This window comes from Arthrobacter sp. NPDC057259 (genome assembly GCF_042668995.1).
Taxonomy (GTDB): domain Bacteria; phylum Actinomycetota; class Actinomycetes; order Actinomycetales; family Micrococcaceae; genus Arthrobacter.
Genome location: NZ_JBHUYA010000005.1, coordinates 128946 through 150281, shown reverse-complemented (window position 1 = coordinate 150281; position 21336 = coordinate 128946). Strand labels below are relative to the sequence as shown.

Annotated in this window: 12 protein-coding genes; all 12 read left to right on the top strand. The window is 71.3% G+C overall.

From position 1 onward, the window contains the following. Positions 1-242 precede the first annotated feature (242 nt). On the top strand, positions 243-1145 hold the full coding sequence (locus ACFUCU_RS09955) for an SDR family oxidoreductase (protein ID WP_377972328.1): 903 nt from the start codon (positions 243-245) through the stop codon (positions 1143-1145). A gap of 72 nt (positions 1146-1217) precedes the next feature. Beyond that, positions 1218-2126 (top strand): biotin--[acetyl-CoA-carboxylase] ligase, encoded by a 909-nt coding sequence (locus ACFUCU_RS09950; protein ID WP_377972326.1) that lies wholly within the window; start codon positions 1218-1220, stop codon positions 2124-2126. Continuing rightward, positions 2119-2715 (top strand): PH domain-containing protein, encoded by a 597-nt coding sequence (locus ACFUCU_RS09945; protein WP_377972324.1) that lies wholly within the window; start codon positions 2119-2121, stop codon positions 2713-2715. Before ACFUCU_RS09950 ends, ACFUCU_RS09945 begins: the two co-directional genes overlap by 8 nt. Next, entirely contained in the window at positions 2705-4030 is a 1326-nt protein-coding gene (locus tag ACFUCU_RS09940) for an adenylate/guanylate cyclase domain-containing protein (protein WP_377972323.1), read from the top strand. The genes ACFUCU_RS09945 and ACFUCU_RS09940 overlap by 11 nt, the downstream gene beginning before the upstream one ends. A gap of 300 nt (positions 4031-4330) precedes the next feature. Further along, positions 4331-10342, top strand: coding sequence for an Ig-like domain-containing protein (locus tag ACFUCU_RS09935; RefSeq protein ID WP_377972513.1), 6012 nt, complete (start codon positions 4331-4333; stop codon positions 10340-10342). A gap of 91 nt (positions 10343-10433) precedes the next feature. Beyond that, positions 10434-11405, top strand: coding sequence for a MoxR family ATPase (locus ACFUCU_RS09930; protein WP_290258457.1), 972 nt, complete (start codon positions 10434-10436; stop codon positions 11403-11405). 46 nt (positions 11406-11451) lie between these two features. Beyond that, on the top strand, positions 11452-12783 hold the full coding sequence (locus ACFUCU_RS09925; RefSeq protein WP_377972321.1) for a DUF58 domain-containing protein: 1332 nt from the start codon (positions 11452-11454) through the stop codon (positions 12781-12783). Continuing rightward, the gene (locus ACFUCU_RS09920; RefSeq protein ID WP_377972319.1) at positions 12780-15278 is read left to right on the top strand and encodes a transglutaminaseTgpA domain-containing protein; all 2499 of its coding nucleotides are present in this window, start codon (positions 12780-12782) and stop codon (positions 15276-15278) included. Before ACFUCU_RS09925 ends, ACFUCU_RS09920 begins: the two co-directional genes overlap by 4 nt. Beyond that, the gene (locus tag ACFUCU_RS09915; protein ID WP_377972317.1) at positions 15278-16774 is read left to right on the top strand and encodes an RDD family protein; all 1497 of its coding nucleotides are present in this window, start codon (positions 15278-15280) and stop codon (positions 16772-16774) included. The genes ACFUCU_RS09920 and ACFUCU_RS09915 overlap by 1 nt, the downstream gene beginning before the upstream one ends. Then, entirely contained in the window at positions 16771-17814 is a 1044-nt protein-coding gene (locus ACFUCU_RS09910; RefSeq protein WP_377972315.1) for a PP2C family protein-serine/threonine phosphatase, read from the top strand. Before ACFUCU_RS09915 ends, ACFUCU_RS09910 begins: the two co-directional genes overlap by 4 nt. Next, positions 17801-19627 carry a hypothetical protein gene (locus tag ACFUCU_RS09905; RefSeq protein WP_377972314.1) on the top strand — a complete coding sequence of 609 codons (1827 nt, stop codon included), beginning with the start codon at positions 17801-17803 and terminating at the stop codon, positions 19625-19627. Before ACFUCU_RS09910 ends, ACFUCU_RS09905 begins: the two co-directional genes overlap by 14 nt. Next, positions 19624-21333, top strand: coding sequence for a serine/threonine-protein kinase (locus tag ACFUCU_RS09900; protein ID WP_364136992.1), 1710 nt, complete (start codon positions 19624-19626; stop codon positions 21331-21333). The genes ACFUCU_RS09905 and ACFUCU_RS09900 overlap by 4 nt, the downstream gene beginning before the upstream one ends. Positions 21334-21336 lie beyond the last annotated feature (3 nt).

Genomic DNA, 21336 nt, shown 5'->3' with positions numbered 1-21336 from the left:
TCTGTTGTTCTGTGCTGACGTTCTCTGTCGGTCGTGGGCGTTGGCCCGGGCCCGTGCGGGAAATTCGCCGTTTAGGTGAATCCACACAAAAGCAGGGCCGCTGTGGCAAGTCTAGTAAGGGTATTCGTGCTTGCCGCTGTAGAAACCCTACAATTTTCGGCCCGATCCGCGGCGGGTGGGGCTGTACGGCACGCCATAAAAAGGGGATGTTACTGGCGGGTAACATCGGTTAGGGTAGTGCCATGACTTCCAGCAATGACGCTTTGGACACCTCCGCCGCCCGGCAGCCGGGCCCCTACCGGGCTACCGGGTCCCTGGCCGGCCGCACCGTCCTGATGTCCGGTGGCAGCCGCGGCATCGGCCTGGCCATCGCCCTGCGCGCTGCCCGGGACGGGGCCAACATCGCCCTGCTGGCCAAGACCGGCCAGCCGCACGCCAAGCTGGAGGGCACCGTCTACACCGCCGCCGAGCAGATCGAGGCGGCCGGCGGCCGGGCCCTGCCGCTGGTGGGGGACGTGCGCAACGACGCCGACGTCGAGGGCGCCGTGACGTCCACGGTGGAGCGGTTCGGCGGGATCGACATCGTTATCAACAATGCCTCGGCGATCGACCTGTCCAAGACCGACGCCGTGGACATGAAGCGCTACGACCTGATGCAGGACATCAACGTCCGCGGCACGTTCCTCCTGAGCAAGCTGTCCCTGCCGGCACTGCGCGAGTCCGAGGCCGGCCAGATCCTGACCCTCTCGCCGCCGCTGAACCTGGACCCCAAGTGGGCCGGCCTGCACCTGGCGTACACCATGGCCAAGTACGGCATGAGCCTGACCACCCTGGGCCTGGCCGAGGAGCTCAAGGTGGACGGCATCAGCGTCAACTCGCTCTGGCCCTGCACGCTGGTGGACACCGCCGCCATCCGCAACATGCCCGGCGGGGACCGCATCGTCCGCGGCGCCCGCGGCCCGGAGATCATGGCCGACGCCGCGCACGCCATCCTCACCGCGGGCAACGCCATCCCCGAATCGGGCAGCTGGAGCGGAAACTTCTACACCGACGAGCAGGTCCTCAAGGCCGCCGGCGTCACGGACTTCACCCCGTACAGCATGGGCGCCCCGGAAGATCAGCTGGTTCCCGACATTTTCCTCTGAGTTCCCCGACCATGCCGCCGGTGACGGGCTGTCACCGGCGCCGGGGAGGCCGCAACTCGGTAGGATTCAAGCATGGAAGCCGAGCAGCGAAACCCTGACCGTCCGCCGCTGGACCGGGCGGCCCTGACCGATCCTGCCTTCCTGGCCGGCAACGGGCTCGCCGGGGTGAGTGTGGTCGACTCCACCGGCTCCACCAACGCGGACCTGCTGCGCGGCGTCACCGTGGACCCGGCGTCGTATCCGGACCTGTCCGTGCTGACCGCCGAGCACCAGAGCGCGGCCCGCGGCCGGCTGGACCGCCACTGGGAGGCCCCCGCCCGCAGCTCGGTCTCCGTCTCGATCGTGCTTCGCCCGGTCAACGCCGACGGCCGGCCCCTGCCCACCGACTCCTACTCCTGGCTTTCGCTGCTGGCCGCGCTGGCGCTGCGCGAGGCCCTGCTGGAAACCGCCGGGGTCCCGGCCGAGCTCAAGTGGCCCAACGACGTGCTGGTGCGCGGGAAGAAGATCGCCGGCATCCTCGCCCAGCTTGGCCCCATGGGGGACGGCACCGTCCCGCCGGTGATCCTCGGCACCGGCCTGAACGTCACCCTGACCGACGCGGAGCTGCCGGTCCCCACCGCCACGTCCGTACTGCTGGAGAACCCCCGCACGGTGGACCGGACCGAGCTGCTCAAGAGCTACCTGTCCCGCTTCTGCACGCTGTACCGCGGCTTCTGCAACGCCGACGGCGACCCCGCCGCGGGCCTGGCCGGCGGCCCCGCCCTGCACAAGCGGGTGGAGCACGTGCTCACCACCCTCGGCAAGCAGGTCCGGGCGCAGCTGCCCGGCGACCACGAGATCATCGGCCACGCCAGCCGGCTGGACGAGTACGGCTCGCTGCTGGTGGTCGACGAGCACGGCCGCGAGCACGTGGTGACCGCCGGCGACGTCGTCCACCTGCGCCCGTGGAGCCCGCCCGGCACCGAAAGCGGCTATGCGTAAAGAGCTGTTCCCGGGCGAGCAGGTCATCGTGACCACCCGCCCGCAGCCCCGGACCCTGATCGGCCCGGCACTGCTCCTGATCGTCATCGCGGCCCTCACCGCCTATGCCTGCGCCTGGATCACCAAGGGCGGACCGGGCAAGCTGCTGCCGCTGGTGACCGCCGAATGGACGCCCTGGCTGACCGGGGCGTGCCTGGTGGTCGCGGCGTGGGCCGTGCTCTCCTACGGGCTGCCCCGGCTGGTGGCCTGGCAGGGCAGCCGCTACATCCTCACCAGCCGGCGCCTGGTGGCCCGCAACGGCATGCTCCGCCGCCGTGACCAGCAGGTTCCGCTTGTCGCAGTCCGTAATGTGTTTGTCGATCAGTCGTTGCTTCAACGGAGCCTGCGGTCCGGGAATATATCCTTGGACACCGGGTACCCCGCGAACACGGTGATTCCCGACGTCCCGGAAGTCATGACCTTCCGGCGCTTCATCCTCGAGGCGATGGAAGAACTTCCGGAGGGCGAAGTGATGAACGACGGCGGTACGGACGACGGCTCCGACGAATGGCCATGGGAGATGAGGGAAGGTGGACGAGATGACCGCTGAGAACGCGCACCCGGACACCGGACTCCTGGCGCCCGAGCCCTCCGACGTGCCCGACGCCGTCGTCGACGCCGCCGCCCTGGAGGCCGCGGTGCTGGACACGGCAGGCGACGACGACGCTGCCCCCGGCGGCGCTACCGGCGGCACGATCGATCCCGAAACCCTGACCGACGACGCCGCCGATGCCGGTTCCGACCCGGCCGACGCCGACACGGAGGCCGCGGCGACCTCGGCCCGCGCCCAGGCCGTCGCCGCCCACCCCGCCACCGGAACCATGTCGCCCGAACGGCTGGCGATCAAGGCCCTCGAACAGCGGCTGCTCGGCGGCGAGCGAAAGCTCCGCCGCCGCGAGGTGGCCGCCGGGGCCGGACTGTCCCTGCTCTCGGCCCGGAAGCTGTGGCGCGCCCTCGGCTTCCCGAACCTCGGCGACGAGGACGTGGCCTTCACCGAGGCGGACCTGACTGCCCTGAACACCGTGGTGGACCTGGTCCGTACCGGCAAGCTCACCGAGGAAGCGGCCATCTCCGTCACCCGCGCCATCGGCCAGATGACGGACCGCATGGTGGTCTGGCAGATCGAGGCCCTGGTCGAGGACATGGTCCACCAGCAGGGCGTCAGCGACGCCGTCGCCCGCAAGCAGCTGGTCGGCCAGCTGCCCGCCCTGGTGGACGCCCTCGAGGAGGTGCTCGTCTACTCCTGGCGCCGGCAGCTTAACGCGGGCGTGCAGCGCCTGGCCGTCCGCGCCGAGGCCGGACTGGCCTCCAGCGAGGAGGGCCGCGAGGGCGACGAGGACGACGCACCCCTGCCCCTGGCCCGCGCCGTCGGCTTCGCCGACCTGGTCTCCTACACCAGCCTCTCGCGCCGGATGAACGAGAAGACGCTGGCCCAGCTGGTGCAGCGGTTCGAAAACAAGTGCGCGGAGATCATCTCCGTGGGTGGCGGCCGCCTGGTCAAGACCGTGGGCGACGAAGTCCTCTATATTGCCGAGACCCCCGCCGCGGGCGCGGAGATCTCCCTGGCCCTCTCACAGGCCTTCAACGACGACGAGATCCTTCCCCAGGCCCGGGTGGCGATGGTCTGGGGCCGCATCCTTTCCAGGCTCGGCGACATCTACGGGCCCACCGTCAACCTGGCCGCCCGGCTGACCGCGCTCGCTGACCCCGGCACAGTGCTGGTGGACTCGATGACCGCCGCCGCCCTGGAGCACGACGAGCGCTTCGTCCTGTTGCCCCGGGAGGCAGAAAACGTGCGTGGTTTCGGCGAGATCCTGCCGGTGGAACTGCAGCGCGGACAGGGCAGGGGCCTGGTCCTCGACTAAGTCCCGGGGTTTCTAAAGTCGCCGGTCTTATGTCATAGTCGTGGAGGCCCAGCCGGGCCGGCGCCCACGGGGGGAGCCGCCGGCGGGCAGAGCTCCCCATCGCGCCGCCGCGGGCCGTTCGGTAGGCTGTCGCGGGGCGCAGAGCCCTGCCCGGGGCTTTCGCCCGGAACCCAATGCCGCATTTTTTGAGGGACAACTGACGCCGTGACACGACTGCTGAGCACTCTGAAAGCCAGGAAACCGGGCTCCCTGCTGCCCCGCTTCCGGCGCCTGAGCCGTGCCCGACGCCGCCTGCTCTCCGTGGTGGGGTTCGTGGTGTCGCTCGCCGTCCTGGTGGTGGCCGCGGTGCTGTACCCGGGCTTCAAGACCACCGAGGTGGACTTGAACGACGGCGGCGTCTGGGTGGTCTCGAAGTCGAAGAACGCCGTGGGCCGGTTGAACTACCCGTCCCGCGTGCTCGACGGTGCCGTGACCCCGGCGTCGACCTCCTTCGACGTCCTGCAGGACGCCGGCACCGTGTTCGTCGACGACGCCAACGGGGCGACGCTGAACCAGGTCTCCGCCGCGCAGATGCGCCTCGGCGGGGACCGGAAGCTGCCCGGATCCGCCGAGGTCAGCTTCGGCTCGCGGGTCATCGCCGTGACCGATCCGGCGAAGGGTTCGGTCTGGGCGCTCTCGCCCTCCTCGCTGAACAGTTTTGACCCGGAGAACGTGGAACCGGTGCTCCAGGGCGGCCAGGGCGTGGTCTCCGTGGTCGGCTCCGATGACCGGATCTACAGCGTCGACCCGAAGTCCGGCAAGGTCACCGTCACCGGTGTCGACACCGCCGGGAAGCCCACGGCGGATTCGCAGTCCGCTACCTGGGACGGGCTGAAGGGCGCCGGCACGGTGCAGCTGACCGTGGTAGGCGACCAGCCGGTGGTGCTCGACGCCGGCCGGTCAAAGCTGTTCCTGCCCGGCGGCCGGGAACTGGCGTTGGCGGACGCGAAGGATGCCAAGCTGCAGCAGCCCGGGTCGGGCTCGGACGCGGTGGCCGTGGCCACGCCGAAGGCGCTGCTGGAGGTACCGCTGGACGGTTCGACGGCGCGGACGGTGACGTTCGGCGGACAGGGAGTGCCGGCGGCGCCGGTGCAGCTGGGCGGTTGTGTGCACGCCGCCTGGTCCGGGGCGAACAAGTACGTCCGCGACTGCGTCAACAACGCCGACGACAAGACCTCCGACGTGCCCAAGGCCTCGGCGTCGCCGAGCTATGTTTTCCGGGTCAACCGGGACCTGGTGGTGCTCAACGACGTGAACTCCGGCAACGTCTGGCTGGTCAACCAGAACATGCAGCTGGTGAACAACTGGGACGACGTCATCCCGCCGAAGAACCAGTCCAACGACCAGGACCAGGAATCCGCGGACAACAACACCATCAACATCCTCCCGGACCGAACCAAGCCCAACCGTCCGCCGGAAACCAAGCCGGACACCGTGGGCGTGCGGCCCGGCCGCACCACCGTGCTCTCGGTCTTGGACAACGACTCCGACCCCGACGGCGACGTCCTCACCGCCTCCGTGGCCGGCAACGGCCCCAAATCCGGCAGCCTGGAGAGCATCTACGGCGGCACGGCCTTCCAGATCACCGTCCCGCCGGACGCGAAGCCCGGCACCGAGACCTTCGGCTACAACGCCGCGGACGGCCGCGGCCTCTCCGCCGCCGGCACCGTCACGCTCAGCGTGGTCGGCCCCGACGAGAACAAGCCCCCGCTGTTCAAGCGTGGCGAGCCCACCACCATGCTGGTCGAGCAGGGCAAGTCCGTCAGCCAGAACATCCTCACCGACTGGATGGACCCCGACGGCGATGACCTGGTGCTGCTGGACGCGAAGGCGGACAACGAGCAGGACCAGGTCAAGGTCCGCCGCGACGGCCTGCTCAGCTACCAGGATTCCGGGGCCGCCCCCGGCAAGAAGACCGTCACGGTCAGCGTCTGGGACGGCCGCGCCACCACCACCGGCAAGGTCATCGTCAACGTCCAGCCGCCCGGCGCCCTGCAGCCGGTGGTCAACGCCGATCACGTCACCGCCGTCGTCGGCCAGGACCTGGTGATCGCGCCGTTGAAGAACGACGTCGACCCCAACGGCGGCGCCCTGCGCCTGGCCCAGGTGGAAGCCGCCGGGCCCGCCCAGCTGGGGCCCGTGACCGACGGCGGAACCTTCACCTTTCGCAGCGACACTCCGGGTCCCGTCTACCTCACCTACATCGCCAGCAACGGCCCGCAAAGTACCCAGGGCCTGATCCGGGTGGACGTCGAGTCCGGCAAGGACACGGGTAACCCGGTGGCCGTGCACGACGTCGCGCTCATGCCCACGGGCGGCAGCGTCCTGGTGGACCCGCTGGCCAACGACTCCGACCCGGCCGGCGGCGTCCTGGTGCTGCAGTCCGTGCAGGTGCCGGAGAACTCCACCGCCTCGGTCAGCGTGATCGACCACAGCGTCCTGCGCGTCACCGACGTCGTCGGCACGCGGGAACCGTTCACCTTCCGCTACACCATGTCCAACGGCAGCAAGTCCGCCACCGGCAGCGTCTCCGTGGTCCCGGTGCCCGCCCCGGCCGTGCTCGAGGCCCCGCAGCCGAAGCCGGACGAGGTCAACGTGCGCGTCAACGACGTCGTCACGATTCCGGTGCTGGCCAACGACACCCACCCGCAGGGCCAGAAGCTGACCGTGGACCCGGTGCTCCCGCAGCCCGTCCCCGAGGCCGACGGCAAGAGCTTCGTCTCCGAGAACACCCTGCGGTTCATTGCGGGCCCCGTTCCGAAGACCGTCCGCGCCATTTACAACGCCGTGGACCCGCAGGGCCAGAAGAGCGCCGCCGCGGTCACCATCCATATCCTTCCGCTGGAGGGGGCGCAAAACTCCCGCCCGCAGCCGAAGAACCTCACCGCCCGCGTGGTGGCCGCCGGCGCCGTCCGGATCCCGGTGGAACTGGACGGCATCGACCCCGACGGTGACTCGGTGCAGCTGACCGGCATCGACAGCTCCCCGTCGATGGGCACGGCAACCGTGGGCAGCAACTTCATCGACTTCACCGCCGCCGGCGACGGGGCGGGCACCGACACGTTCCGCTACAAGGTGGTGGACCGGCAGGGTGCCGTGAACACCGGCACCGTCACGGTGGGTATCGCCCCGCGCGGTGACGTCAACCAGAAGCCCACCCCGGTGGATGACGAGGTCAAGGTCCGGCCCGGCCGGCAGATCGCCGTCGACGCCCTGGGCAACGACACCGATCCCGACGGCGACCCGATCAAGATCCTCGCGAACGAGATCGAAGCCCCGCAGGAGCTGCAGGCCACCGTCAGCAAGCAGAGCGGCCGGATCATCGTGCTGGCGCCGGGGGAGGAGGGCACCACCAACGTCCGCTACACCGTGGCGGACGACCGCGGCGCCACCGCCCAGGCTTCGATCGCGGTGAAGGTCATGAAAGACGTGCCACTGCAGGCACCGATCGCCCGGGACGACCGGGTCACCTCCGCCCAGACGCTGGGCAAGACCGCCGTCGACGTGCCCGTGCTCAAGAACGACGAGGACCCCGACGGCGTCGGCGAGAACCTGAAGATCTCCACCGAGTCGCCCACCGCCCGGCCCGGCACCGACGGCAACGTGATCGTCGAACTGACCGAGGGGCCGCAGCTGATCCCCTACACCGTGGAGGACGTGGACGGGCTGAAGTCCACCGCCATCATCTGGGTTCCCGGTATCGGCCAGCAGGTCCCCACGCTGTCCAAGAACGACGTCATCGAGGTGGTCGCCGGCCAGTCCGTTACGGTCGACCTCAAGGAGTGGGTCAAGGTTCGCGACGGCCGCTCCCCGCGGCTCACCCAGACGGACCGCATCAAGCTGATCGGCGCTGACGGCTCCGACCCGGTGGCGGGCAACGGCACCGCGCTGAAGTACACCGCAGGCCAGGACTACGTGGGCCCCGGTTCGCTGAGCTTCGAGGTCACCGACGGCTCCGGCCCGGACGACCCGGCAGGCCTGAAGTCCACCCTGAGCATCCGCACGAAGGTGCTCCCGGACCCCAACCGGAACAACCCGCCGGTGCTGCTGGGCAGCCAGGTGGACGTGCCCAAGGGCGACACCGCCAGCACCGACCTGGCCAAGCTCACCACCGACCCGGACGACGGCGACGTGGACGCCATGAAGTACGAACTCGCCGGCAACGCGCCCGCCGGGTTCGATGCCTCGATCGATGGCAAGACGCTCAAGGTCACGGTCAAGGACGGCACCGCCTCCGGTGCCACCGGCGCGGTCCAGGTGAAGGCCAAGGACCGCCGCGGCCTGGAGTCCACCGCCACCTACCAGCTGACCGCCACGGCCTCCAACCGCCCCAAGCCGGTGGCCAATGACGACGTCGAGGAGAACGCCGCCGTCGGCAAGCCGGTGACGGTCAACGTGCTGGCCAACGACGCGAACCCGTTCCCGGAGACGCCGCTGAAGATCCTCTCCGCCACCGCGGAGACCGGCTCCGGCAACGTCTCCGTGGCCGGGGACAGCGTGCAGGTCACCCCGTCCGCCTCGGGCACCATGGTGGTGTCCTATACGGTGGCGGACAAGACCGGTGACCCGTCCCGGAACGCGACTGCCCGGATCCGGCTGACCGTCAAGGACAAGCCGTTGGCCCCCGGCACGCCGCAGGCCCAGAGCGTGGGGGACCGGACGGCGTTGATGACCTGGACCCCTCCGGCGGACCGCGGCTCTCCGATCACCAAGTACACGGTGACGGGGGAGGGCGGCTTCAGCCAGGACTGCCCGGCCAATTCGTGCACCCTGAACGGGCTGACCAACAACACCAAGTACCACTTCACCGTCACGGCCACGAACGCCGTCAACACCTCCGACCCGTCTCCGGCCTCCGCGGAGGTGCGCCCGGATGTCAAGCCGGACACCCCTGCCGCGCCGACCCTGAAGTTCGGTGACAAGCAGCTGGCCGTGGCATGGACGGCGCCCGCCTCCAAGGGATCGGCAATCAAGTCCTACGACCTGGAGATTTCGCCGGCTCCCGCGGGCCAGAACGCCCAGATCCAGAACCTGACCACCACCAGCTACGTCTGGAAGGGCCTGAAGAACGGCGTGGCCTACACGGTGCGTGTGCTGGCCCGGAACGACGCCAAGGACCCCTCGGAGTGGAGTGCCTACTCGGCGGCGGAAACCCCCGCGGGCGTGCCCGTCACCCCGGCGGCGCCGAGCGCCAGCCAAGCCGGCTCGGTCGGTTCGCAGAGCCAGATGAAGGTCTCGTGGGCCGCGCCGAACAACAACGGCGACGCCATCTCCACGTACACCCTGACCACCCTGCGGGGTGGATCCGTGGTGAACACCCAGCAGGTCTCCGGCACCTCGCAGAACGTGACCGTCGACAACTCGGAGGCGGACTACACCTTCACGGTGGCGGCCACCAACAAGGCCGGCACCTCCGGTGCCAGCCCGGCCTCGGCACCGGTCCGCGCGGCCGGCAAGCCCGGCATGGTCAGCGGCGGCAGCGTGGCCGCTACCGGCAGCAGCGGGGACCTGAAGGTCACCTTCACCCCGCTGACGCAGGCTCAGCGCAACGGCTCCACCGCCTCGGAGATCGCCTACCGGTGGAGCACCGCCTACGGCTCCGGGCCGATCAACGCACCCGGAGGCACCATCGGCGGCCAACCCAACGGCAAGAACGTCACGGTGAACATCATCGCGGTGTCCACCAAGAACAACGTCTCCGGCGACGCCCAGGCCATCGGCTCGGCCGTGCCCTACGGCCCGCCGGGCGCGCCCAATGTCAACGGCGGCACGTCCGCGAAGGGCGACGGCCAGGTGCACTGGACCTGGAGCCAGCCCGCCGACAACGGCCGGCCGATAGTCCGCTACGAGGTCAGCTACGACGGCGGCGGCTGGACCAGCGTGGGACTGAACCGCAGCTACGACCGCAGTGCCGGCGGCTGGAGCCAGCGGCACACGCTGGCCGTCCGGGCCTGCAACGACACCAACTGCGGCGGCTCGGGCAGCGCCCCCTCAACCTCCGGGGCCGACCCGACCCCGCCGCTGTCCCAGATCCAGGCGCACAACAGCACCTGCCCGGGCAAGCCCGGCCAGGCGGACACCTACAACCCGAGCGGCCCGTCCTGCGGCGTCGGCTGGGTGCAGCGGTCCGAGGGCAAGCTGAACGTTGACTGCACCAAGGACATCTACGGCAACGGCACCCCCTGGTACCGGATGACCGAGGGCAGCCACCCCAGCTGGTACGCCAAGTCCACCACCGTGGACCTGTTCGGACCCGCCCCAGGCGGCTGTTGATGGCCGCCGCTTCACCAAACACCGGACGCCGCCGGGAACCCCGACCGGCGGCCCACCCACGCACTACCCGAACCCAGAAGAGGACCACGCCATGACCATGACCACCGAACAGGCCGAGTGGTTTGCCGGAACCTTTGACAAGCTCGTCGCCAACGTCGGCCAGGCCGTCCTCGGCAAGGAACACGTCATCCGGCTGACCTTCACGGCCATGCTGGCCGAGGGGCACGTGCTCTTCGAGGACGCCCCCGGCACCGGCAAGACCTCCCTGGCCCGGGCCCTCGCCGCCACCGTTCAGGGCTCGAACAGCCGCATCCAGTTCACCCCGGACCTGCTGCCCTCCGACGTCACCGGCGTGACCATCTACGACCAGAAGACGCAGAAGTTCGAGTTCCACAAGGGCCCGATCTTCAGCAACATCGTCCTGGCCGACGAGATCAACCGCGCCTCGCCGAAGACCCAGTCGGCGCTGCTGGAGGTGATGGAGGAGTCCCGTGTGACCGTGGACGGCACCACCTACGAGGCCGGCCGGCCGTTTATGGTGATGGCCACCCAGAACCCGATCGAGCAGGCCGGCACCTACCGGCTGCCGGAGGCGCAGCTGGACCGCTTCCTGATTAAGACCTCCATCGGCTACCCGGACCACGCCTCCACGGTGCAGCTGCTCGGCGGCGCCAACCTCAAGGACCGGTCCAAGGAGATCACCGCCGTGATCACCACCCAGGCCGTCGCGGACATGGCCGACCTGGCCGCCACCACCCACGTGGACACCGCCGTGCTCGAATACATCTCCCGGCTCTGCGAGGAGACCCGCAACGCGGCGGAGACCCGCCTGGGCGTCTCCGTCCGCGGCGCCCTCGCGATGGTCCGCGCCGCCAAGGTGTGGGCCGCCGCCCAGGGCCGCAACTTCGTCCTGCCCGACGACGTCAAGGACCTCGCCGCCGTCGTCTGGACCCACCGCCTGGTCATGGACCCGGAAGCGGAATTCTCCGGCGCCACCGCCGACGCCGTGCTCACCCGGGTGCTGGCCGACGTCGCCGCCCCGCAGCAGCGCGCCGCCGTCTAACGTCCCGCCCCGTCCCGCACGTCCCGCACGAACGAAGGCCACCCCTATGTCCACCGGCACTCCGCTGACCCGGCTTGCTGACCGCCTGAAGCAGCCCTTTTCCCGGGCTGCGGTGCCCGCGCGGCTGCACCGCTCCGCCGTCTGGACCGAGGCCCGCGGCACCGCCGCCCTGGCACTGGCGCCCGCCGGCCGCCTGGTCCGCGACCGTTTCCGGCGGCACGTCCAGCCGGTCCTGGCCGTGGTCAGTGTCCTCGGCCGGGCCGTGCTGGCCGGCTCCGTGCTGCTCTGGATCCTGGGCCAGGCCTACGGCTGGGCGGAAGCGCAGGCGGCGGCGATCGCCGCGTTCGTGCTCTTCGTGCTGGCCGTCGCCTTCATCCTGGGCCGGTCCTCCTACGGCGTCCTGCTGGACCTCGCCCGGATGCGGGTGGCGGTGGGGGACAGCGCCGTCGGCAGCATCGCGGTGTCCAACACCTCGGCGCGGCCGCTGCTGCCCGCCGCCCTGGAACTGCCGGTGGGGTCCGCGACGGCGGTGTTCCACCTGCCGCGGATGAAGCCGGCCCAGGTGCACGAGGACCTCTTCACCATCCCCACCGCGCGCCGCGCCGTGATCGTGGTGGGCCCGGTCCGGTCCGTGCGCGCCGACCCGCTGCACCTGCTGCGCCGCCAGGTGCTCTGGACCGAACCGCGCGACCTGTTCGTGCACCCCCGAACCGTGGCCCTCGCCGGGTCCGCCGCCGGCTTCATCCGCGACCTCGAGGGCATGCCCACCACCGAACTCTCCAGCGCCGACGTGTCCTTCCACGCGCTACGCGACTATGTGCCGGGCGACGACCGCCGGCACATCCACTGGAAGACCACGGCCCGGACCGGCAAGCTCATGGTCCGGCAGTTCGAGGAGACCCGCCGCGCCCACCTGGCGATCTCGCTCTCGACCAACACCGACGAATACGCCTCCGAGGAGGAATTCGAGCTTGCCATCTCCGCCGCCGGATCCATCGGCCTGCAAGCCATCCGGGAACAGCGCAACCTCGACGTCCTCACCCAGCAGGGCCCGCTGCGCTGCGAGACCGGCCGCAACATGCTCGATGACATGACCCGGATCGTGGGCGCGTCGCAGCGGAAGACCGCCGTCGACCTCGCCCGGACGCTCGCCGACACCGTCCCGAACGCCTCCGTGGTGTTCTTCATCGTCGGCAGCAACGTCACCCCCACCCAGCTGCGCTCCGCGGCCGCGTCCGTGCCGCCGGGCGTCCGCAGCCTCGCCGTCCGGGTCCAGGCCGGCGCCGCCCCATCCCGCGCCAACATCGCGGACCTGACCGTCCTCACCCTCGGCGACCTCGCCGAGCTCGCCATCGTGCTCCGAAAGGCGGCCGCATGAGTGCCACCCCGCTGCGCCGCGACCGCACCCCCGCCAGCCGCAAGCCCGCCACCCGTTCCGCCGCCACAATGTCGGGTTTCGGCGACGGGCAGCCGGCCTGGCACTACCTGCTCGACGCCGGCGTCCTCACCGTGCTGCTGGGCCTCGGCGTCCTGGGCTTTAGCCTCAGCTTCGGCGGCGACCCGTACTACCTCGTGGCCGGCCTCGGCGGCGTCCTGCTGGGCCTCGGCGTCGCCGCCGCCTCCGTGCACCTGCGACTCGGCGGCCTCGCCACCGCCGCCCTGGCCCTCGCCGCCTACCTGGTCTTCGGCACGGCGCTGGCCGTCCCGGGTGCGGCCCTGGCCGCCGTGCTGCCCAGCCTGGAATCGCTCCGGACCCTGCTGACCGGCATCGTCTTCGCCTGGAAGGACATGCTCACCGTGGGCGTGCCGGTGGGGACCGCGGGCGGCACCCTGATCGTGCCGTTCCTCAGCTCGCTGCTCACCGCCCTGGCCTCGGGGCTGCTGATCTGGCGCCTGAAGAACCCGTACTGGCCGCTGCTGCCGGTCCTGGTGCTGTTCATCACCGGGATCGCCTTCAGCACCAACGCCGCGTTCCTGACCGTGGAACGCGGCACCGCCCTGACCGTGATCGCGATCGCCTGGGCCACCTTCCGCCGGGACGCCCTGCGCCGCAACAGCACCCGCACCGTCTCGGTGAACCGGCCGGACGCGGACCCGGCCGCGGCCCGCGCCGCCCGGTTCCGCCGCCTCGGCACCGCGGCCGGCGTGATCGCCGTGGCGATCGGTACCACCGCCGTGACCTCCCCGCTGCTCACCGGCGGGGACGATCGTCGGGTGCTGCGCAACGCCGTCGTCCCGCCGTTCGACCCGAAGGACTACGTCACCCCGCTGGCGAGCTTCCGGAACTTCGTGAAGGACAAAAAGGACGACAACCTCTTCCTGGTCAAGGGCCTGCCCAAAGACGGCCGGGTCCGCCTGGCCGCGCTGGATTCCTTCAACGGCACCAACTACTCCATGGACCCCAACGGCTCCGGCAGCTTCAGCAAGGTGGGCGACGCCAAGTCGCTTAACACCCTGGCGGACTCCTCCGGCGTCGTGCCCACCCGGGACTACACCCTCGACGTGACCATCGAGGACTACCAGGGCTACTTCCTGCCCGGCGGCCGGAAGACCACCGGAATCAGCTTCACCAGCGACGGCTCCGGCGCCGCTTCCGGCCTGTACTTCAACTCCGGCACGGACACCGCCGTCACCACCCGCGGCCTGGCCAAGGGCGACTCCTACAGCGTCCAGGTGGCCGACCCGGTGATGCTCGAACACGGCCAGCTCACGCAATACGACTTCGCCAAAGACACCCTGCCGGACCCCGAGGAAGTCCCACCCGTGGTGGGGTCCCAGGCGAACGACCTGGCCGCGGACGCGCCCACCGCGATCGACCGGGTGCGGCAGATCGAGGCCCACTTCCAGAAGAAGGGCGCCTTCAGCAACGGCCTGATCGACGACGGCCAACTGCCCAGCGTCTCCGGCCACAGCTCCAACCGCATCCGCGCCCTGTTGACCGCCAAGCAGATGCTCGGCGACGACGAGCAGTACTCCGTGGCGATGTCCCTGATGCTGCGGCACCTGGGCATCCCGTCCCGCGTGGTGATGGGCTTCTACCCGGACCCCAAGGGCCCGGAAAACGGCGCCGGCCAGGTGCAGATCACAGGCAAGGATGTGCACGCATGGGTGGAGGTGGCCTTCGACCGGGTCGGCTGGGTGGCCTTCGACCCCACCCCGCCCAAGGACAACGTCCCGATCCCGCCGGACCCGGAGAACAAGTCCAAGCCCAAGCCGCAGGTGCTGCAGCCGCCGCCCCCGCCGCAGGAGCCGGCCGAGCTGCCGCCGGACTCCTCCCCGGACGCGCTCGACGCGGACGAGAAGAAGAACAACCCCTGGCTCTTCTGGGGACCGCTGCTCTCCGCGATCGGCGTCGCCCTCATCCCGGTGGCCGTGATCGCGCTGCCGCTGCTGCTGATCGCCTTGATGAAGTCCCGGCGCCGGAAGGCCCGCTTCACCACCGGCAACCCCTCCCAGCGTGTGGGCGGCGGCTGGAGCGAGGTGCTGAGCCTGGCCACCGACCTCGGTGCCGGCGTGGACGGCCGCGCCACCCGGCGGGAAACCTCCGTGGTGCTCGGCGAGGCGTTCCCCGCCAGCAAGGGCACGACGACGCTGCTGGCCCACCGCGCCGACGCCGCCATCTTCGGCGCGGGCGAACCCAGTGAGGACCAAGTGCGCCAGTACTGGGAGATCGTGGACGGGTCGCTCAAGGAAATGACCGGGACGATGGGCTTCTGGCGGCGCCAGCAGGCGAGGTTCTCGCCCCGCTCGCTGCTGGCCGAGGGCCGCGCCGCGCTTACGCTGCGCAGCCTCAGGCCGGTTCTGCCCGGCAGAAAACGGCCCGGCCGGAAGCCAGCTAGTACAGTGGAGCCCGGTCCGCCCCAGGAACCATAGTGACGCTTCAGGAAGACCCGCACCGAGCCATGACCGACGCCAGCCGCTGCCCGCGCTGCCAGCAGCCGATCCGCCCGGGCGCCACATTTTGCCCCGCCTGCGGGACGCCGCTGTCCAACCGCGCCGCCCACGCCGTCCCCGCCGCCCCGCGGAGTGTCCCCGGACCCGGTACTATCCCGGTAGCGCCAAACAGTCCGGGCGGCGCGACATCACGGGACGCCCGGCCGGCCGGCGCGGACGTCCACGGACCAGGGGGAGGTACCGCGTTGCCGAACAAGCTTGAGCTGGTTCCAGCGACCGCGCAGCGGCGTCTGGGGGCCGCGGTGCTGGACTGGACGGGCCCGGTGGCGGTCCTGGCGATCCTCTTCGCCGTCGGGTTCTCGCAGGTCACCCGCACCCGCAGCAACGGAACCATCATCTACAACACCTCCTCGCTGGTGCTCTTCGGCGGCATCGGCCTCGGCATCGCCGCGGTGTACGTGATCGTCCAGGTGGTGCTCGAGTCCCGTTCCGGCGTCACCCTGGGCAACCGCGTGCTGGGCCTCCGGACCGCCGACGCCGACGGGTACGCCCCCGGCGGCGGCGCGGTGTTCCTGCGCGGGCTGATCACCGGAGCCGGGGTGCTGCTGGCCGCCGTGGCCGCGGTCCTGGTGGTGGTCTTCCAATGGTTCGGCGCCGCGCAGTGGATCCTCGGGGCCGCCGTCGTGATTGCCGCCGTATGGGCCGTCCTGGTGGTCATCTCCAACCGGTGGGACAAGAACAACGGGCTGCGCGGCTGGCACGACGCCGCCGCCAAGACCCTGGTGTTCGACGTCGCCGCCGGACGCAACCCCATCGCCACCGGCGGGATCCAGGGCCCCTACAGCTTCGCCCCGCTCGATCTGCCGCCGGTGCAGCAGGTCGCCTCGCCCGTCGCGGGTGCCGCCCGGCTGGATGCCCGGCCCGCGGTGGCTGCACCTGCACCCGCCAAGGCCCCGGCCCCAGCCGCGGCGGCTGAACCCGCTGCCGCGGCGCCCGCCCCCGCCGTCGTCCCCGCTCCCGCCGGGTTCGCCCCGATCGAGGCTGTCCGCAGCACGCCGGCGAACAACCGCGCCTTCGGCGTCCACCCCGACGACGATCATGACCGCACCCAGGTCCGCGGCGACGCCTCCGCGCCGATCACCCTCGCCATGCTGCGGATCCGGATCGACGACGGCCGGGAAATCGAGCTCGACCGTGCCTCGCTGATCGGGCGCAACCCCGCCGGCCACCCCGGCGAGGACGCCGTGCAGCTGATCCCCGTGGCCGATCCGGGCCGCTCCATCTCCAAGACCCACCTGCACCTTCAGGCCGGCGACGGCGGTATCTGGGTGACCGACCGGAACTCCACCAACGGCAGCGCCGTCACCACCCCGGACGGCGTCCGCACCGCGCTGGCCCCCGGAGAGCCCACCCACGTACGCCCCGGCTCCACCGTGCACTTCGGTGACCGCTCCTTCTACCTAGGACAGGTATGACAACACAGCCGTCTCCCGTTCCCCCCGCCGCAGCCACCGCGGGCGCCGCACGCAGCGCGGCCGGCAGCGCCCCCAGCGGTGTTCCCAGCGATGCGCCCAACCTGCGGCTTAACTGCGGCTACGGCACGGACCGGGGCCTCCGCCGTGAGATGAACGAGGACTCCTACATCGCCGCGGACCCGGTCTTCGCCGTCGCCGACGGCATGGGCGGACACGAGGCCGGCGAGATCGCCAGCGGCATCTGCGTCCGAACCCTCGCCGGAATCCCGCAGCTGGCCACCGGGGAACGCGACGCCACCGCGGCGGGACTCCAGCAGTACCTGGTCCAGGCGGACGCGGACATCCGCGAGGCCACCGGCTCGCGGGCCGGCACCACCCTCACCGGTGTCGTGGTGGTGGAGCAGCGCGGCGTGCCGTACTGGCTGGTCATGAACATCGGCGACTCCCGCACCTACCGGCTCAGCCAGGGCAAGCTCAGCCAGGTCAGCGTGGACCACTCCGAGGTCCAGGAACTCGTCGACGCCGGGGAGATCACCAAGGCCGAGGCCGCCGTGCACCCCCGCCGCCACGTGGTCACCCGGGCGCTGGGCACCGGCGACGAGACCGAAGCGGACTACTGGCTGCTGCCCGTCGAGGAGGGCGACCGGATGCTGGTCTGCTCCGACGGGCTGAACGGCGAGCTCGACGACGAGCAGATTGCCGGCATCCTTGCCGGCGAACCGGACCCGCAGGCGGCGGTGGACCAGCTCATCCAGGCGGCGCTGCGCAGCGGCGGCCGCGACAACGTCACCTGCATCGTGGTGGACGCCAGCAACGTGGCCGGCGACGGCGGCGCCCACACCGCCCCGCGCACCCCCGGCGAGGCCGAGGACGAGAACACACTCCCGCGGCCCGAACTGGTCGACACCGACGTGCTCCCGGCCAGTATTTCTGAGACGCAGGACATCACCGCCGACTCCGCCGCGACCGAGGTCCTGGACGTGGCCCCCGACGGCGCTGTGGCCGATGCCCCTGACCGGGACAGCCGTGGCAAGCGCTGACGCCGCGGCGGCTCACATTGCTGAGCAACGGGCACAGCTGAGCTACCTGCCGGGGGACTGGCTGGGGATCATCCGCGGCGGCACCGTCGTGCTGCTGCCGCCGGACACCGGCCGGTCCCTGGTGGAGCCGCTGTGGGCGCTGCTGGGCCGGTCCCCGGAAATCCACGAGGTGCTCGACGCCGTCACCGCAGCCTCGGGCGGGTCGCTGTTCCGGCTGCCGTGGTTCGGCGTGGTGGGCCTGGGGGCACCCCTGCGGGTGTTCCTCCGCGGCGAGATCGACCTGACCGTCCGGCTCGACGGCGGCACCACCACCGAACTCAGCGGCCGCGACGTGACCACCTGGACCGAGCGCCGGCTGCCCGCCGCTGAGGGTTTCGAGGCCGTACTGCCCGCGGCCACGGGTGACTCGGCTGCGGCTGCGACTGCGACTGCGGCCGCGGAGCGGCTGCCGCTGGCCGAGGGCGTCGTGATGCTTCGGGGGCTTGTCTGCACGTTCGACGGCGGGACGCTGCAGACGCCGGCAGCGGTGGCACCTGCGGCTGCGGCGCCCCGCGACGAAGTGATGCTCGCCGCCGCGGCGGCGGATGTCGAGGCCGAGCTGGCCGATGAGGCCGCCGACCAGGCCGCCGATGAAACCGACGACCAGACCCAGATCGAATCCGGCGACGCCGGCAGCTCTGCCGACACCGTGCTGGAACTGCCGGAGGATCTGGCACCCGCGGAGCCTGAAGCGGCAGAGCCCGCACCCGCGGAGTCTGAAGCGGCCGAGCCCGCAGCCGCCGCTTCGGAACCGGCCGCATCCGAGCCCACGGACCAGGACGTACCCGGGACGCCCGAGCCGGCCGAGGCGGAACCCACCAGCAGCTACGACCACCTCTGGGAACAGACCGTACTGCGGACCATCGAGGACGCCGCCGTCCGTGAGGACTCGGACGCCGACGGGGAACCCGCAACCGCCGCGGCCGAACCCGCCGCGGAACCGGAGCCCGCGCCCGAACCGGAGCCGGTTTTCGCCCCGGAACCGGAGCCCGCGCCCGTTCCTGCCCCCGCGCCGCCCGCCGTGCCCGGTGGCCTGATCGATTCGGTGCCCTGGGCCACCGGCGGCGACCGTGCGGCCGCCGCCCCCGCGCCGGCTCCTGCTCCTGCACCCACGCCGCCGGCCCAGCAGGGTCCGCCGTCGCTGATCCACGCCTTCGCCCGGCCGGACACGGCCCCGGAAAGCCCCGCGTCGGCGTCGCTGGCTCAGCCCGCCGCCGGCGATACCGACCACGACGGCCAGACCATCATGAAGAGCGCGCTGCCCGGCAGGGGAGCGGCCCCGCTGCAGGCGCCCCCGGAGCCGGCTCCCGGCACGGGCCCCATGGTCCTGGCCCGGGTCTGCCCCCGGGGCCACGCGAACCCGCCGACCAGCGCCGCCTGCGCTTACTGCGGCCAGGCCCTGCCCGGCGACGGCGTGCAGGTCCGGCGCCCGCGCCTCGGCCGGGTCCGGCTCTCCACCGGCGAGCTGATCGACCTGGACCAGTCCCTGATTATCGGCCGCCAGCCCTCGGTCTCCCGGGTCCAGGGCGCGGTCATGCCCCGCCTGATCCAGGTGGCCAGCCCCGGCGGCGATATTTCCCGCTCGCACGTGGAGGTCCGGTTGGAGGGCTGGCACGTGATGCTCTGCGACCTCAAGGCCACCAACGGCACCGTGCTCCTGCGTGAGGGCCAGGCCCCGCGCCGGCTCGCCCAGGGCGAGATGGCGATCGTGTTCGACGGCGACATCGCCGAACTCGGCGACGGCATCCAGCTGCGCTTCGAGGAACTGCTGTGAACGCCAAACGCCCCGCCGCGCCGCCGCCCACCATCCCCGGCTTCAGCTACGTCAGCCTGCTGGGCTCCGGCGGCTTCTCCGACGTCTACCTCTACGAACAGGACCGTCCGCGCCGCAAGGTGGCGGTCAAGGTACTGCTCTCGGACCTGAAGACCGAGGGCGCCCGCCGCCGGTTCGAGTCCGAGGCCAACCTGATGGCCCAGCTCTCCTCGCACCCCTACATCGTGACGATCTTCGAGGCCGAGATCACCGACGCCGGCCACTCGTACCTGGCCATGGAGTACTGCTCCCGGCCCAGCCTGGACGTCCGCTACCGGCGCCAGCGCTTCAGCGTGGACGAGGTCCTGGCCGTCGGCATCCAGGTGGCCTCCGCCGTCGAAACCGCGCACCGGGCCGGGATCGCCCACCGGGACATCAAGCCCGCGAACATCCTGGTCACCGACTACAACCGGCCCGCGCTGACGGACTTCGGCATCTCCGGCACACTCGCCGGGGACCAGGACGAGGACGCCGGCATGTCCATCCCGTGGTCCCCGCCGGAACAGTTCAGCGACCGCCAGGTCGACGGTGTCCTGGTGGACGTCTGGGCGCTCGGCGCCACCCTCTACACCCTGCTGGCCGGCCGGTCCCCGTTCGTCCTGCCGGGCGCGGATAACTCCCAGCGCGAGCTGATTTCCCGGATCACCAGCATGCCCGTGCCCAAGCTGGGCCGCGCCGACGTGCCCGAGTCCCTGGAACTGGCCCTGGCAACCGCGATGGCCAAGGCCCCGGCGTCGCGGTACTCCTCGGCGCATGCCTTCGCCCTGGCGCTGCAGCGCATCCAGGCCGAACTGAATCTCTCGGTGACCCCCTTCGAGGTCCTCGAGGAACCCCGCGCCGACGAACCGCACCCGGACGACAGCTTCGAGGAGACCCGGGTCCGCAGCATCGCGGCGATCGACCCGGACGCCACCGGGCACGGCCCCACGTTCCCCACCCGGTTCGGCGGGGTAACGGCACCGAACACCGCCACAACGGCTCCCACGACGGCGCCACAGCAGGCCCCGCAGGGTGGGTCCGGCAGCGACACCGTCCGCCGCCCCGCCGGAGCGCCCGCCGCGCCGCAGGGGGCCGACACGGTCCGGAAGCCGGGTACGGTGCCCTCCTTCACGCCGGCCGCCCCCGCGGAGGACGACGACGTCGCGGCCACCGTCAGCCGTTCCAGCCGGCAGGCCTCGGGGGACACTGACGCGGCGGCAGCCGACGCCGTCGGAGACAGCGCCGCCGCCCCCGACCACCGCCGGCGCAACCTGGTGCTCGCCGTCGTCGCCGGCGCCGTCCTGGTGGTGGCCGGCGTCGTCGGCGTCGTGGCCGGAACCACCCGCCCGGCGCCCGCCGCCAAACCCGCCGAACAGGTCAGCCGGCCGCCCGCCGACGCCCTGGACAACGGCACGGTCCCGGACGTGGAGAACCTCACCGGAGCCGTGGACGCGGCCGGGAAGGTCACCTTCACCTGGAAGAACCCGCAGCCCAAGCCGGGGGACAAGTACAAATGGCGGACCTACTCCCTCCAGGGCACGGGGGAGTTCCAAGCGGCCGCCGAACCCAAGGTGCAGGTGGAACCGAATCCCTCGGGGGAGACCTGCATCCAGGTGATGATGGTCCGCGCCGACGGTGCCTCCTCACCGATGGAACAGCCCTCCATCGGCTGCGCCAAGAAACCGTGACCA